Origin of the sequence: Streptomyces rhizoryzae, assembly GCF_023155275.1 — a bacterium.
Classification (GTDB): domain Bacteria; phylum Actinomycetota; class Actinomycetes; order Streptomycetales; family Streptomycetaceae; genus Streptomyces; species Streptomyces rhizoryzae.
In genome coordinates, this window is the sequence record NZ_JALMUV010000034.1 from 53,555 (window position 1) to 68,003 (window position 14,449).

The 14,449-nt window shown below is 72.8% G+C and carries 11 protein-coding genes and 4 pseudogenes; 8 read left to right on the forward strand and 7 right to left on the reverse strand.

Features of this window, described 5'->3' with window-relative positions; genetic code table 11:
• Positions 1 to 752: 752 nt before the first annotated feature.
• Positions 753 to 945: pseudogene (locus MUU72_RS24450) on the forward strand (XRE family transcriptional regulator); the annotation flags it as partial.
• Between the two features lie 55 nt (positions 946 to 1,000).
• On the opposite strand, the pseudogene MUU72_RS24455 reads toward MUU72_RS24450, so the two are convergent.
• Positions 1,001 to 1,564 (reverse strand): annotated as a pseudogene (locus tag MUU72_RS24455) (Uma2 family endonuclease); the annotation flags it as partial.
• Positions 1,565 to 1,694: 130 nt separating this feature from the next.
• On the opposite strand from MUU72_RS24455, the gene MUU72_RS24460 reads away from it, so the two are divergent.
• On the forward strand, positions 1,695 to 3,497 hold the full coding sequence (locus MUU72_RS24460) for an ABC-F family ATP-binding cassette domain-containing protein (RefSeq protein ID WP_248015539.1): 1,803 nt from the start codon (positions 1,695 to 1,697) through the stop codon (positions 3,495 to 3,497).
• A gap of 221 nt (positions 3,498 to 3,718) precedes the next feature.
• Positions 3,719 to 4,417, forward strand: coding sequence for a response regulator transcription factor (locus tag MUU72_RS24465; RefSeq protein WP_248015540.1), 699 nt, complete (start codon positions 3,719 to 3,721; stop codon positions 4,415 to 4,417).
• Here MUU72_RS24465 and MUU72_RS24470 read toward each other — a convergent pair.
• Both MUU72_RS24470 and MUU72_RS24475 read right to left on the reverse strand, forming a co-directional pair.
• Positions 4,384 to 4,695 carry a hypothetical protein gene (locus MUU72_RS24470; protein WP_248015541.1) on the reverse strand — a complete coding sequence of 104 codons (312 nt, stop codon included), beginning with the start codon at positions 4,693 to 4,695 and terminating at the stop codon, positions 4,384 to 4,386. The two genes, MUU72_RS24465 and MUU72_RS24470, sit on opposite strands and share 34 nt — an antisense overlap.
• A 19-nt stretch (positions 4,696 to 4,714) precedes the next feature.
• Positions 4,715 to 6,382, reverse strand: a complete 1,668-nt coding sequence (locus MUU72_RS24475) for a sodium:solute symporter family protein (protein WP_248015542.1) — start codon at positions 6,380 to 6,382, stop codon at positions 4,715 to 4,717.
• Between the two features lie 300 nt (positions 6,383 to 6,682).
• On the opposite strand from MUU72_RS24475, the gene galT reads away from it, so the two are divergent.
• From galT to MUU72_RS24495, 4 genes are all read left to right on the forward strand, one after another.
• Positions 6,683 to 7,726 carry a galactose-1-phosphate uridylyltransferase gene (galT, locus tag MUU72_RS24480; protein WP_248015543.1) on the forward strand — a complete coding sequence of 348 codons (1,044 nt, stop codon included), beginning with the start codon at positions 6,683 to 6,685 and terminating at the stop codon, positions 7,724 to 7,726.
• Positions 7,726 to 8,676 (forward strand): UDP-glucose 4-epimerase GalE, encoded by a 951-nt coding sequence (gene galE / locus MUU72_RS24485; RefSeq protein WP_248015544.1) that lies wholly within the window; start codon positions 7,726 to 7,728, stop codon positions 8,674 to 8,676. Before galT ends, galE begins: the two co-directional genes overlap by 1 nt.
• A gap of 88 nt (positions 8,677 to 8,764) precedes the next feature.
• Complete coding sequence (gene galK, locus MUU72_RS24490) at positions 8,765 to 9,943, forward strand: galactokinase (RefSeq protein ID WP_248015545.1); 1,179 nt, start codon at positions 8,765 to 8,767, stop codon at positions 9,941 to 9,943.
• A gap of 249 nt (positions 9,944 to 10,192) precedes the next feature.
• On the forward strand, positions 10,193 to 10,978 hold the full coding sequence (locus MUU72_RS24495; protein WP_248015546.1) for a LuxR C-terminal-related transcriptional regulator: 786 nt from the start codon (positions 10,193 to 10,195) through the stop codon (positions 10,976 to 10,978).
• Between the two features lie 11 nt (positions 10,979 to 10,989).
• Here the strand turns inward: MUU72_RS24495 and MUU72_RS36015 are convergent, their stop codons facing one another.
• The 4 genes and pseudogenes from MUU72_RS36015 to MUU72_RS24515 form a co-directional block, all read right to left on the reverse strand.
• Entirely contained in the window at positions 10,990 to 11,781 is a 792-nt protein-coding gene (locus MUU72_RS36015; RefSeq protein WP_443743065.1) for a beta-galactosidase trimerization domain-containing protein, read from the reverse strand.
• Positions 11,688 to 12,533 (reverse strand): annotated as a pseudogene (locus MUU72_RS36020) (beta-galactosidase); the annotation flags it as partial. The pseudogene MUU72_RS36020 and the gene MUU72_RS36015, both read right to left, overlap by 94 nt.
• A 3-nt stretch (positions 12,534 to 12,536) precedes the next feature.
• Positions 12,537 to 12,671 (reverse strand): annotated as a pseudogene (locus MUU72_RS24510) (SDR family oxidoreductase); the annotation flags it as partial.
• A gap of 104 nt (positions 12,672 to 12,775) precedes the next feature.
• Positions 12,776 to 13,273 (reverse strand): MarR family winged helix-turn-helix transcriptional regulator, encoded by a 498-nt coding sequence (locus tag MUU72_RS24515; RefSeq protein WP_248015547.1) that lies wholly within the window; start codon positions 13,271 to 13,273, stop codon positions 12,776 to 12,778.
• A 228-nt stretch (positions 13,274 to 13,501) separates the two neighbouring features.
• Between MUU72_RS24515 and MUU72_RS24520 the strand changes: the two genes are divergently transcribed.
• Entirely contained in the window at positions 13,502 to 14,317 is an 816-nt protein-coding gene (locus tag MUU72_RS24520) for a trans-aconitate 2-methyltransferase (RefSeq protein ID WP_248015548.1), read from the forward strand.
• The last annotated feature ends 132 nt before the right edge of the window (positions 14,318 to 14,449 follow it).

The window sequence follows — 14,449 nt, forward strand, 5'->3', positions numbered from 1 at the left end:
CGGCCGGTCGGGAGCCGTTCCCGTGTGCGCTGGAGGTATCCCGCCGCCTCCAGTTCGCGCAGCGCTGAGGCGATACGGGCCTCGCTCTCCCGGAAACGGGCGGTCAGGCACTTGATGCCGATGCGTGCCCCGGCGGGCAGCGACTGGATGTGCACCGCGAGTCCGATCGCGACGAGCGTCAGCTCGCGGTGCTGGGCGAGGTGATTGCCGACCACCGTGTAGCGACTGGTGTGACGGGTGTTGACGTGCGTCACACCGGACGGGGGAGTCGTCACGGGAACGCGGGACACGGTGCGCGAGGGCGCGCTAGGGTTCTTGAGAGCCATCGGGAAGGTTGTTGCTTCCTGGGTGGTTAGGCCCTCGTTCGGGATGCCAGTCCCGGCCGGGGGCCGAAGTATGTGTGCGGTGATGCGCGTTTTGGCGTGCGGTGATGCACGTTGTCGCGGTGAGCATATGCCGCACAACCCCCTGCCTATCCAGCCGAGTTGGCACACGTCACTCGTGTGAGTGGCGGGACGGCCGGGGAGGTCGGAGGGGTGGGGAGGGTACTTTCCCCAGGCTTTTACGTCTTTACGCCGCGCCGCGCCGCGACGCGGCCCACCGGGTCGCGGAAACGCACGACCCGGTGGCGCCCGCCCGAACCACCCACACGTGCGTATTGTGACGAAACGCTCACGGGGTGGCGCGGCGTCGGCGTAGCGTGCCGGGGAATCGGGTTGTACCGGACAACTCGTGGACAGCGATGGTGAGTTATGCCCCCTCGCAAGGACACCAACCCCTCGGCCAGCGTCCCGTGCTTCTACGGTGCAGCTACACGTGGACAAGAAGCTCGGTACGAACGGGTTTTTCGAGCGTCGCTGCGAAGCGGCGGCCAAGGCCCGCCGAGGTGGTCACGCGGAGTACTTCGCGGACGTGCTGGAAATGGAGCAGCGCGCGGAGAGCATCTCGGGTAGGGCCGGTCGAGCTTGACCCGGTCGCGGTGCATGCCTGCGTGGACGTAGGACTTGGTGACCGGGTCGAGTTCGTAGACGTGGACGACGGGCCTGCCGCTCGTTCCGGACTCCTCGACGCGCCAGAAGTTCTCGATCCCGGCGGCGGCGTACTTGCGTGGCTTGGTCCCGTGGTCGCGGGCCGCCGACTCCGGGGTGACGACTTCGACGACGAGGACCACGTCCTCGGCCCGGTAGCTCATCTGGTCCGGGCCCGTGACCGCGGAGGCGCGGACCACGCTCACGTCGGGTTCGTGGCCGTTGTGCCTGTCGAGGACGACGGTCATCTGGCGGCTGGCCTTGAAGGCGGGCGGCAGGGTCGTGCGCAGGCCGCAGACGAGCAGGTCGATCATGGTGCCGTGGAAACGGCGCTGCGGGCTCACGCAGACCAGGCTCCCGTCGATCAATTGGGTGTGCGGCGGCAGGTTGGGCAGGGCCAGCAGATGGTCCACGGTCCAGCCGGACGGGGGCGGGACCGGCCATCGCCGGGGCGGTTCGGTGCTCAGGGTTTCTCCCACGGGCGGGATTCTTCGGTCCCTGGGGCGCCGCGGCGACCGTATCCCCACGTACGTCATCACAATGAGTGACCGCCCCGTGCATGCCCCCCAACGGCCCCCCTCGTCCTCCCCCGAGGGGGCCGCGCACCGGCGACTACCCTGGAGGCTGATCGATCCCCAGACCAGGGATTCACAGACCAGGAGTGAGATGGCCGCCAACCTCGTCAATCTGGAAGCCGTCGACAAGGTGTACGGGACGCGTGCGCTGCTCGACGGCGTCTCCCTCGGGGTCAACGAGGGGGACCGGATCGGCGTCGTGGGCCGCAACGGCGACGGCAAGACCACGCTGATCCGGATTCTGGCCAAGCTGGAGTCCGCCGACGCCGGGCGGGTCACGCACGCCGGTGACCTGCGGCTCGGGGTGCTGACGCAGCACGATTCGCTGGATCCGGCCGCGACGATCCGGCACGAGGTGATCGGGGATCTCGCCGATCACGAGTGGGCCGGGAACGCCAAGATCCGGGACGTGCTGACCGGGCTGTTCGGGGACCTGCACCTGCCGGGGTTCACGCAGGGGCTGGACACCGTCATCGGGCCGCTGTCCGGTGGTGAGCGGCGGCGGATCGCGCTGGCCAAGCTGCTGATCGCCGAGCAGGACCTGATCGTGCTGGACGAGCCCACCAACCACCTCGACGTGGAGGGCATCTCGTGGCTGGCCCGGCACCTGGCGGCGCGGCGGTCCGCGCTGGTCGTGGTCACCCACGACCGGTGGTTCCTGGACCAGGTGGCGACGCGGATGTGGGACGTCCAGCGCGGCACCGTCCACGAGTACGAGGGCGGCTACTCCGACTACGTCTTCGCGCGCGCCGAGCGGGAGCGGATCGCGGCGACGGAGGAGGCCAAGCGGCAGAACCTCATGCGCAAGGAGCTGGCGTGGCTGCGGCGCGGTGCGCCGGCCCGCACCAGCAAGCCGCGGTTCCGGATCGAGGCGGCCAACGAGCTGATCGCGGACGTGCCGCCGCCGCGGGACAGCTCGGAGCTGATGAAGTTCGCCAGTTCGCGGCTGGGCAAGACGGTCTTCGAGCTGGCGGACGTGACCGTCCAGGCCGGGCCGAAGGTGCTGCTCAAGCACCTGACGTGGCAGCTGGGGCCGGGCGACCGGATCGGTCTGGTCGGCGTCAACGGCGCGGGCAAGACCTCGCTGCTGCGGACGCTGGAGGCGGCGGCCCGCAGCGGCGGCGAGCGCCAGCCGGTGGCCGGGAAGGTCGTGGTCGGCAAGACCGTGAAGCTGGCCTACCTCTCGCAGGAGGTCGCGGAGCTGAACCCGGCGCTGCGGGTGCTGGAGGCCGTCCAGCAGGTGCGGGACCGGGTCGATCTCGGCAAGGGCCGGGAGATGACCGCGGGGCAGCTGTGCGAGAAGTTCGGCTTCACGAAGGAGAAGCAGTGGACGCCGGTCGGTGATCTGTCCGGTGGTGAGCGGCGGCGGCTCCAGCTGCTGCGGCTGCTGATGGACGAGCCGAACGTGCTGTTCCTGGACGAGCCGACCAACGACCTCGACATCGAGACGCTGACGCAGCTGGAGGACCTGCTCGACGGCTGGCCGGGGTCGATGATCGTCATCAGCCACGACCGGTACTTCGTCGAGCGGACGACGGACCGGGTGTTCGCGCTGCTGGGTGACGCGGCGCTGCGGATGCTGCCGCGCGGTCTGGACGAGTATCTGGAGCGGCGGCAGAAGGTGATCGACGCGGCGGCGCCCGCGCCCGCGCAGCCGGCCGCCGCGGCGCCGAAGAAGCCGGCCGCCGCCAACCGCGCGGCGCAGAAGGAGCTCCAGCGCATCGAGCGCCAGCTGGACCGGATCGGGGAGCAGGAGGCGGCGCTGCACACGCGGATGGCCGAGCACGCCACCGACTTCGAGAAGGTCGCCGGCATGGACGCGGAACTGCGCGAACTGGGCGCCAAGCGCGAGGAGTTGGAGCTGCGCTGGCTGGAGCTGGCGGAGGACGCGTGACGCGCGCCGGGTGAGCTTCCGGTGGCCGCCGGGCAGGCCCGGCGGCCACCGCTTCCGGACCGCCGGCGGGGCCGGCAGGGGCGGCTATCGGCCCCGATTGGTCTGGATTCCCGCGTTCCGGTGGTCTTCTCCCGCCTATGGGGCGCGCTTCGGCAGCCGAGCGTGTAGCTTCCCGGGAACACCCGGCGCGATGGGGCAGTGGGGGAGTTGAGGGGGTCGGCATGGGCGTGCGGCTCATGGTGGTCGACGATCACCGTCTGCTCGCCGAGGCGCTCGCCTCGGCCCTGAAGCTGCGCGGGCACCGCGTGCTGGCGGCCGCGGCGCCCAGTGCGGGGGCCGCGGAGCTGGTGGTGAGCCGGGCGCCGGAGGTGTGCCTGCTGGGCACCGCGGGACCGGACGGGCCGGGCGTCTTCGACCCGGTTGTACGGATCAAGAAGGAGCGGCCGCAGGTCGCCGTGGTGGTGCTCGGCCCGGTGCCCAGCCCGCGCGGGATCGCCGCCGCCTTCGCCGCCGGGGCCTCCGGCTACGTCCGCAACGACGAGCGCATCGAGGGCGTCGAACGGGCGATGCTCAAGGCGCGGGCGGGGGAGGCGGCGGTCGCCCCGCAACTCCTTCAGCAGGCGTTCGAGGAGCTGCTGCACCCGGCCGCGCAGCCGGACGACGAGGGCGCGCGGCTGCTGTCGCTGCTCACCCCGCGCGAGGTGGAGGTGCTGATCCGGGTGGCCGAGGGAGAGGACACCCGGGTCATCGCGGCGGGGATGGACATCGCGCCGAGCACCGCCCGCACCCACGTGCAGCGGGTGCTGATGAAGCTGGAGGTGGGCTCCCGGCTGGAGGCGGCCGCGCTGGCCGCCCGGACCGGCCTGCTGGAGCGGGTCCAGCGGGGTCAGCCGGCGGTGCCGCCGCGGCCGTCGTCCTGACCGTCCGGCCGCCCGTCCGGCTCCGCCGCGGCCGGCCGCAGGGCCAGCCAGGCCAGGAAGAACACCCCGAGCGCGAGCATGCCTAGGCCCGTCCACAGGTTGATGTTGACGCCCTGGGCCTTGCGCAGGTCGGCGTCGGAGGCGGTCAGCCCGGCGACGGTGACGATGACGCCGTAGAGGGTGAACAGACCGCCGATGATGCGCCGGATGTCGAAGAGCCGGGCGGCGGTGGCCGACTGGCGCTCCAGCTCGCTCACTTCGTCGTGCAGTTCGGACATGGCGGGGTCTCCGGTCGGGTCAGAGCGAGTAGGGCAGGTAGCAGAGCGCGGCGAGGACGAGGGCGCCCCAGCCGAGCAGCGCGGGCTTGCGGTACCAGGCGTCGTCGCCCTCGGCGGGCGGCTCCTCCAGGCCGGGTGCGGTGGTCCCGTAGACGAGTCCGGCGAGTTCGGCCTGCGGCTTGGGCTCGGTGAAGAGGGTGACCACCACCATGACCAGCGCGCCGGCGACGAAGCCGACGATCGCCGAGACGAAGTTGGCACCCTGGTCGGTGGGTATGGAGATGACGCCCTGCTTGTAGATCCAGAAGTAGTTGACCATCGCCGCGGTGGTGCCCGCGAGCAGGCCCCAGACACCGGACTTCATCGAGGCCCGCTTCCAGAACATGCCGATGATGAACACCACGAACATCGGCACGTTGAAGAAGGAGAACAGGGTCTGGAGGTAGCCCATGATGTTGGAGAACGACGAGGCGATGAAGGCGGTGCCGATGGAGGCCAGCACGCCGATCGCGGTGATCAGGCGGCCGAAGCGCAGGTAGTAGGCGTCGGGCCGGCCGGTCTTCACGTACTTGGCCCAGATGTCGTAGGTGAAGACGGTGTTGAACGACGAGACGTTGGCGGCCATCCCGGCCATGAAGGCGGCGAGCAGGCCGGTGACGGCCAGGCCCAGGACGCCGTTGGGCAGCAGCTCCTGCATGAGGTAGGGGATCGCGTCGTTGTACTGGAGGCCGTCCGGGGCGCCGATCTTCGGCACCAGCACGGCGGCGACCAGGCCCGGGATCATCACCAGGAAGACGATGAACATCTTCGGGAAGGCGGCGATCAGCGGGGTGCGCCGGGCGGCGGAGAGGTTCTTCGCGGACAGCGCGCGCTGCACCTCGGCGAAGTTGGTGGTCCAGTAGCCGAAGGAGAGCACGAAGCCCAGGCCGAGGATGATGGTCAGCCAGTTGGCGCCGAGCGGGTTGGCCTGGCCGATGCCCGTACCGCCCCAGGCGGTCAGGAAGTTGCCGCCGTGCGCGGTGGTCAGCGCGTGGGTCAGGCCGTCCCAGCCGCCGACCCGCTTGAGGCCGAGGAGGGCCAGCGGGATGAGCGCGGCGAGGATGACGAAGAACTGGAGCACCTCGTTGTAGATCGCCGAGGAGAGCCCGCCGATGGTGATGTACGCCAGCACGAACAGCCCGGCGACGACGATGGCCACCCACTGCGGCCAGCCCAGCAGCGCCTCGACGACGATCGACAGCGCGTAGAGGTTCACGCCCGCGATCAGCACGGCGGCGAAGGCGAACAGCACCGAGCTGAGCAGGTGCGCCGACCTGTCGAAGCGCTGGAGCAGGAACTCCGGTACGGAGCGGACCTTGGAGCGGTAGTAGAACGGCATCATCACCAGGCCCAGGAAGACCATGGCCGGGATGGCGCCGATCCAGTACCAGTGCACCACCGCGACGCCGTACTGGGCGCCGGTCGCCGCCATGCCCAGGATCTCGGTGGCGCCGAGGTTGGCGGCGACGAAGGCCAGGCCGGTGACCCAGGCGGGCAGCGACCGCCCGGAGAGGAAGAAGTCCAGGCTCGTCCGCACGCTGCGCCGGGCGGCGAAGCCGATCCCGAGGACGACGAGGAAGTAGAGGGCCAGGATCGCGTAGTCCAGCCCGTTGGTCGGGAGTCGTAGCCCTGCGGCCAGAGTGATCATGGGCCCTCTTTCCGGGTGTGCAGGCGTGTCGGGGCATGGCGCGGCGCGCGCGGTGGCGCGGCGTGTGCGGATGCGCGGGAATCGAACGCACAAAAACGTACGCACGGATGGCCGAAAATTGAAGAGTTTTGTTCGTTTCAGATGATCGATCATGCGTGCCGTTCGAGGCTCGCTGCCGCTTGTGCGGGGGTTTGCCCGGGATTCGACGGCGCGTTGACGGCGCTGTTGGGTTGTGCTTCATTGTGTTTGTTTGTGTTGACGCGGCGGTGGTGGTGCGGCCGCCACGGTGAGGAGCTTCCGGTGAAGAAGACGACGACCCGGCTCGCGGACGGCCGGGAGCTGATCTACTACGACGCGTCCGACGCCGCCGTCCGCGCCACCCTCGACCCGCGCCCCCTCGACCCGGTCACCACCGCCTCCGAACTCCGTCGCGACCGGCTCCTCGGCGACACCGTCGCCATCGCCTCGCACCGCCAGGGCCGCACCTACCACCCCCCGGCCGACGCCTGCCCCCTGTGCCCCTCCGGCCCCGGCCGCCACACCGAGATCCCCGCCGACGGCTACGACGTCGCCGTTTTCGAGAACCGCTTCCCCTCCCTGGCCGGCGGCCACGGCCGCTGCGAGGTCGTCTGCTTCACCCCCGACCACGACGCCTCGTTCGCCGACCTCACCGCGGAGCAGGCCGCCCTGGTCCTCGACGCCTGGACCGACCGCACCGCGGAACTCTCCCAACTCCCGGACGTGGCACAGGTGTTCTGCTTCGAGAACCGCGGCGCCGAGATCGGCGTCACGCTCGGCCACCCGCACGGCCAGATCTACGCCTACCCGTTCACCACCCCGCGCACCGAGCGGATGCTCACCGCCCTGGCCGACCACCACGCCGCCACCGGCCGCAACCTCTTCGACGACGTGCTCGCCGAGGAGCGCGCCGACGGCCGCCGCCTCGTCCTCGACGGGGACCACTGGACGGCCTTCGTCCCGTACGCCGCGCACTGGCCCTACGAGGTGCACCTCTACCCCAAGCGCCGGGTCCCCGACCTGCTCGCCCTCGACGAGCCGGCGCGCACAGAGTTCCCACAGCTCTACCTGGAACTCTTGCGCCGGTTCGACCGGATCTTCGGCCCGGACGCGCCCCCGACGCCGTACATCTCCGCCTGGCACCAGGCGCCCGTGCACGCCGCGGACCGCGACCGGTTCGCGCTCCACCTCGAGCTCTTCACCATCCGCAGGACTCCCGGCAAGCTGAAGTTCCTGGCGGGTTCGGAGTCCGGCATGAACGTGTTCATCAACGATGTGCCGCCGGAGGCCGCGGCCGAACGACTGCGAGAGGTAGCGAGCGAGTAATGGGCAAGTACCTGGTCACGGGTGGTGCGGGATACGTCGGCAGCGTCGTCGCCCAGCACCTCCTGGAGGCGGACCACGAGGTCACCGTCCTCGACAACCTCTCCACCGGCTTCCGGTCGGGCGTCCCGGACGGCGCCGCGTTCATCGAGGGCGACCTCCGCGACGCGGCGAAGTGGCTCGACGCCTCCTACGACGCGGTGCTGCACTTCGCCGCGTTCTCGCAGGTCGGTGAGTCCGTCGCGCGGCCCGAGAAGTACTGGGAGAACAACGTCGGCGGCACCATGGCGCTGCTGGCCGCGATGCGCGCGGCGGGCGTGGGCACGCTGGTCTTCTCCTCCACCGCGGCCACCTACGGCGAGCCGGTGCACACCCCGATCACCGAGACCGACCCGACGGCCCCCACCTCCCCCTACGGGGCGACCAAGCTCGCCGTCGACCACATGATCGGCGGCGCGGCCGCGGCCCACGGGCTCGCCGCCGTCTCGCTGCGCTACTTCAACGTCGCGGGCGCGTACGGCGGTTGCGGTGAGCGCCACGACCCCGAGTCGCACCTCATCCCGCTCGTCCTCCAGGTCGCCCGGGGCAAGCGCGAGGCGATCTCCGTCTACGGGGACGACTACCCGACCCCGGACGGCACCTGCGTCCGCGACTACATCCACGTCGCCGACCTCGCCGAGGCGCACCTGCTGGCGCTGGCCGCAGCGAAGCCCGGGGAGCACCTCATCTGCAACCTCGGCAACGGCAACGGCTTCTCCGTCCGGGAGGTCATCGAGACCGTCCGCCGGGTCACCGGCCACCCGGTGCCCGAGATCACCGCGCCGCGCCGGCCCGGCGACCCGGCCGTCCTGGTCGCCTCCGCCCGCACCGCCCGCGACCGCCTCGGCTGGCACCCCCGCCGCCCCGACCTCACCACGATCGTCGCGGACGCCTGGACGTTCGCCAACCGCTGAGCGGCCCGGAAGCCCCCGCCCGTCCGGCGCGTCGAGCCGGGGCCCGGGGCGGAGCCCCGGCAGCAGACCGCAGTACGAAGGAGCCCACGTGACCGCGACCGACCCGGCGCAGGCCGCCCACCGCACCGCGGCGGAGTTCCGCGCCCTCTACGGGACGGAGCCCACCGGCATCTGGGCCGCCCCCGGCCGCGTCAACCTCATCGGTGAGCACACCGACTACAACGACGGCTTCGTGATGCCCCTGGCCCTCCCGCACACCACCCTCGCCGCCGCCGCGCCCCGCACCGACGGGGTGCTGCGGCTGCACTCCGCCGGCGCCCCCGGCGGCATCGTGGAACTCCGCCCCGAGGACCTCCGCCCCCGCCCCGGCGCGGACTGGTCCGCCTACCCGGCCGGCGTCGTCTGGGCCATGCGGGAGGCCGGCCTGCCGGTCGGCGGCGCCGACCTGCACGTCACCAGCACCGTCCCGCTCGGCGCCGGCCTGTCCTCCTCCGCCGCCCTGGAGGTCGCCACCGCCCTCGCCCTCGACGCGCTGCACGGCCTGGGCCTGTCCCGCGAGGAGCTGGCCCGCCTCGCCCAGCGCGCCGAGAACGCCTACGTCGGCGTGCCCTGCGGGATCATGGACCAGACCGCCGCCGCCTGCTGCACCGCCGGCCACGCCCTCTTCCTGGACACCCGCGACCTGACCCAGCGTCAGGTCGCGTTCGACGCCGCGGCGCACGGGCTGCGCCTCCTCGTCGTCGACACCCGCGTCCGCCACCAGCTCGGCGACGGCGCGTACGCACAGCGGCGCGCCGGATGCGAACGTGCCGCGCGGGCGCTCGGCGTGCGCGCCCTGCGCGACGTCCCCCACGCGCATCTGCCCGACGCCCTCGCCGCCCTCGCCGGCGAACCCGGCCTGCGCCCCCTCGTCCGCCACATCGTCACCGAGAACCACCGCGTCGAGCAGGCCGTCGCCCACCTCGACGCCGGCCGCCCGCACGCCCTCGGCCCGCTGCTCACCGCCTCCCACGCCTCCCTCCGCGACGACTTCGCGGTCTCCTGCCCCGAACTCGACCTGGCCGCCGACACCGCCGACGCCGCCGGCGCGCTCGGCGCCCGGATGACCGGCGGCGGCTTCGGCGGCTCCGCCCTGGTCCTCGTCGAGGAGGCCGCCGCGGCCACCGTCGCCAAGGCGGTGGACGCCGCGTTCGCCGCCGCCGGGTACACCGCGCCGCGGATCTTCCCCGCCGTGCCCGGCCCCGGCGCCCGCCGCCTCACTCCCTGACGCCCCCGCGCGCCCCCGACGCGCGCCCGGCCCCCCGCCACTTTCGTCAATCACCTTCCGCCGCCGCACCCCGTCCGTACGCTGTCACCAGCGCCGGTGGGGGCCGGCGCCGAGCAGGGGGCGGGCCCGTCGGGGCGCCGCGCCCGGGGCGGGGGCCAGCGGTCCGCGGCACCGGCCGCGCGGCCGAGGCGATCTTCAAACCGGGCGCCGTGCCCGCTATGGTCCGTTCACCGAGACAGGGGGTCTTGCGTGCAACGCATCCGGGTTCTGGTGGTCGATGACCACCGCATCTTCGCCGAGTCCCTGGCGGCCGCACTGGCCGCGGAAGTGGACGTGGACGTCACCGCGGCCGGCAGCGCCCCGGCGGCCCTGCGCACACTGGACCGGGCCGCGGCCGACGGCCGCCGCTTCGACGTCCTCCTGGCCGACGCCGACCTCGCCGCACCGCTGCTCGCGGTCCCCGCCCAGGGACCCGCCCGCGACGGCACCCCCCGCGACAGCCCGCCCCGCGGCTGCCCGCTGGACGGCATCGCGCTCGTCTCCGGCCTGCGCGGCAGCCACCCCTACCTGCGGACCGTGGTCCTGGCCGACCGCGACGACCCGCGCCGCGCCGCCGCCGCCCTCCAGGCCGGCGCCTCCGGCTGGGTCGCCAAGGACTCCTCGCTCTCCCGGCTGCTGGCCGTCATCCGCGGCGTCCTGCGCGACGAGACCCACCTCCCGCCCGCGCTGCTCACCGGCGTCCTGCGGGAGCTGACCGCGGCCCGCCGGCACCGCACCGAGAGCGAACGGCTGGTGGAGTCGCTGACCCCGCGCGAACGCGAGGTGCTGCGCTGCATGGTCGCGGGCCTGGGCCGCAAGGCGGTCGCCGAACGCCTCTTCCTCTCCCCGCACACCGTCCGCACCCACATGCAGAACGTGCTGGGCAAGCTCGGCGTGCACTCCACCCTCGCCGCGGTCGCCCTGGCCCGCCGGGCCGGCGTCGGCCCCGCCGACCTCGAACCGGCCACCGCGGGCTCCACCCTCACCGCACCCTGAACCGGCCGGCCTCAACCGGCCCCACCGGCCCCGGCCCCGCCACCGCCGCCCGCGCCCGCCGGGCCGGTCAGCACCGCCACGCCCCGGGCGGCCAGCGCCACCCGCGTCACGGCCGCCGCCCGGGGCGCCAGCGCGTCGCGCCACGGTTCCGGCAGCGCCACCTGCACCGCCCGGCTCCCGTGGTTGAGCAGGAAGAGGTACCGGCCCCCGGCCCCCTCCCGCACCGCCGCCTGCACCCCGGCCGGCAGCCCCGGCAGCACCGGCGCCACGCCCGCCGCCGCCCGGACATCGTCCAGCAGCGCCCGCAGCAGCGCCGGCTCCGGCCGCGTCCCCACGTACCAGGCCGTGCCGCGCCCGTGGTCGTGCCGGGTCACCGCGGGCCGCCCCGCCAGCTCCCCGTCCACGAACGACGCCACCACCCGCGCCCCCTGCGGCACGATCTCCTCCGCCCACAGGTCCGCCCGCCCCGCGTACCGCCCCGCCAGCGCCACCGACCGCCCCTCGGCCAGCGGCCAGAACTCCGCCACCCGCAGCCCCAGCACCTCCCGCAGCGGCCCCGGATACCCGCCCGGATGCACCCGGTCGCACCCGTCGACGATCCCCGAGAAGAACGACACCACCAGCTGCCCGCTCGCACGTGGTCGTCCGCTTCGTAGGGGTCCTGGTAGAAGTCCAGCGCCATCACGTCCATCGACGGCGCCCAGCCGAACGCGTCCACCGGCTTGTGCTGCGGCATCAGATTGGTGGTCACCGGCACCCCCGGCGAGAGCCGGTCCAGCACCGCCCGCTCCGCCAGGTAGCACTCCCGCAGCGCCGCGTCCCCGAACCGCCAGAAGTCCAGCTGCTGCGCCGGATTGGCGAACGCCGGCGCGGTCCGCGGCGGCAGCACCTCCGCGAAGTCCTCGTACGCCTGCGACCAGAACGCCGTCGACCACGCCTCGTTCAGCGCCGCCACCGTGCCGTACCGCGCCCGCAGCCAGTCCCGGAACGCCGCCGCCGACACGTCGCAGAAGCACTGCCGGGTGTGGCAGCCGTACTCGTTGCCGACGTGCCACAGCGCCAGCGCCGGATGGCCCGCGTACCGGGCCGCCACCTGCTCCACCAGCCGCACCGCGTGCGCGCGGTAGACCGGGCTGGACGGGCAGAAGTGCTGCCGCCCGCCCGGCCAGCGGCGCACCCCGTCCGGGCCCTCGGGCAGGATCTCCGGGTGCGCGTGGGCCAGCCACGGCGGCGGCGAGGCCGTCATGGTCGCCAGGCACACCTCGATCCCGGCCCCCGCCAGCCCGTCCAGCACCCGGTCGAACCACCCGAAGTCCCATTGCCCCGGCCGCGGGTCGACCGTCGCCCAGGAGCAGATCCCGGCCGTGACCATCGTGACCCCCGCCTCCCGCATCAGCGCGAGGTCCTGCGCCCACACCTCCTCCGGCCACTGCTCGGGGTTGTAGTCGCCGCCGAATCGGATGCCCGTCGGACCCCCTGGCTCGCGTACCGTCCCGGGTGCCGCGGCCGCGGCCCCGGACCGCCGGGCAGGCCCGCGCCCGCCCCACCGGGGCATGCCTCACGACGAGTTCTTGTACACACTCCACCCGCCGTCCACCACCAGGCTCGCCCCCGTCACGCACGACGCCTCACCGGACAGCAGGAACGCGAGGGCCGCCGCCACCTCCTCCGGCCGCCCCGGCCGCTGCGCCGCGAACCGCCGGCCGGGCGGTGCCCCCGCCCCCTCCTGGCGCATACCGCGATCCGAGCCCACCGTCCCGGCCCCGGCAAGAGCGCCGAACCGGTCGAGGTGAGTCGCTAGCCCGGCACGTTGTCAAACGGCCCGGTCAATTTACGCAGCAGACCGGCCAATTCGTGGCGCTGCTGCCGGGAGAGTTCGGCGAGGATGGCGCGCTCCTGCGTGAGCAGCCCGGCCAGTGACTCATCGGCCTTGTCGCGGCCCTTGGCGGTCAGCCTGACCAGCACACCCCGCCGGTCGCTGGGGTCCGGCAGCCGCTCCACCAACTCCTTCTTGGCGAGCCGGTCGATGCGGTTGGTCATCGTGCCGGAGGTGACCAGCGTCTGGGTCAGGAGTGCACCGGGGGAGAGCTGATACGGGGCGCCGGCCCGCCGCAGGGCGGTCAGCACGTCGAATTCCCAGGGCTCCAGCCCCACCTCGGAGAACGCGAGGCGGCGGGCCCGGTCCAGGTGTCTGGCCAGCCTGGAGACGCGGCTGAGGACCTCAAGCGGCTCCACGTCGAGGTCCGGGCGCTCCCGGCGCCATGCTGCGACCAGTCGGTCGACCTCGTCCTCCATGGCGATCAGTGTAAAGGGTCTGTCGACATAAAGTCTCTTGCGTTAAAGAATCACGAGCCCGAGAATCTTGACGCCAAGATATACTTTACCCCACCACTGGGCATCGTGGGCGCGAGCCCGACCTCCACCAGAGATGGCCGGAACTCGACCGCACGACCTCCGGAACGCGCCACAAACGCGCCACAACTGAACCGTGCCAGCCCTGCACCAGCAAAGGGGTTATCGAACATGCACGATGCGCCCACCTGGGACCCGCAGCAGTACCTCCACCACTCCGGCCACCGCACCCGCCCCTTCCACGACCTGCTCGCCCGGATACCCGACCTGCCCCGCCCCGGCCGCCCCGCCCGCATCGCCGACCTCGGCTGCGGCCCCGGCAACGTCACCGCCCAGCTCGCCGACCGCTGGCCGGACGCCCACATCACCGGCTACGACAACTCACCCGAGATGCTCAAGGAGGCCGAGAGCCACGCCGGCCCCACCCCCGGCGGCGGCCACCTCGACTTCGCCCCCGCCGACGCCGCCGACTGGGCCCCCGACGAGCCCCACGAACTGATCGTCTCCAACGCGGCCCTGCAATGGGTCCCCAACCACCCGGACTCCTTCCCGCGCTGGATCGACGCCCTCACCCCCGGCGGCACCTTCGCCTTCCAGGTCCCCGGCAACTTCACCTCACCCAGCCACGCCCTCCTCGGCGAACTCTGCGACTCCCCCCAGTGGCGCGCCCGCCTCGACACCCACGGCCGCCGCTTCGTCCACATCCTCGACCCCGCCGACTACCTCCAGCGCCTCACCGACCTCGGCTGCCGCACCGACGTCTGGGAGACCACCTACGTGCAGCTGCTCCAGGGCGACGACCCGGTCCTCGACTGGGTCAAGGGCACCGCCCTCCGCCCCGTCCTCACCGCCCTCGAAGACGACCCGGAGGCCCGCGAGGCGTTCCTCACCCAGTACCGCGACGCACTGCGCCGCGCGTATCCGACGGGTCGGCACGGCACGGTGTTCCCGTTCCGGCGGATCTTTGCCGTGGCCCAGAAACGGTGAGTTCGTGGCCGCCCCACGTTGTCGTCGCTGCGCGCGTTGTTTGTGGCCGCCCCACGTTGTCGTCGCTGGGCGCCGTGGGTGGCTGGGGTGGCCTCGGCGTTCCGCCGTGGGTGGGGGGCGGAGGGGCTGCCC

Excerpts from the sequence above, each read along its gene's own strand:
- MUU72_RS24460 (WP_248015539.1), top strand. The coding sequence starts at position 1,695 with ATGGCCGCCAACCTCGTCAATCTGGAAGCCGTCGACAAGGTGTACGGG.
- MUU72_RS24465 (WP_248015540.1), top strand. The coding sequence starts at position 3,719 with ATGGGCGTGCGGCTCATGGTGGTCGACGATCACCGTCTGCTCGCCGAG.
- MUU72_RS24470 (WP_248015541.1), bottom strand. The coding sequence starts at position 4,695 with ATGTCCGAACTGCACGACGAAGTGAGCGAGCTGGAGCGCCAGTCGGCC.
- MUU72_RS24475 (WP_248015542.1), bottom strand. The coding sequence starts at position 6,382 with ATGATCACTCTGGCCGCAGGGCTACGACTCCCGACCAACGGGCTGGAC.
- galE (WP_248015544.1), top strand. The coding sequence starts at position 7,726 with ATGGGCAAGTACCTGGTCACGGGTGGTGCGGGATACGTCGGCAGCGTC.
- MUU72_RS24515 (WP_248015547.1), bottom strand. The coding sequence starts at position 13,273 with ATGGAGGACGAGGTCGACCGACTGGTCGCAGCATGGCGCCGGGAGCGC.
- MUU72_RS24520 (WP_248015548.1), top strand. The coding sequence starts at position 13,502 with ATGCACGATGCGCCCACCTGGGACCCGCAGCAGTACCTCCACCACTCC.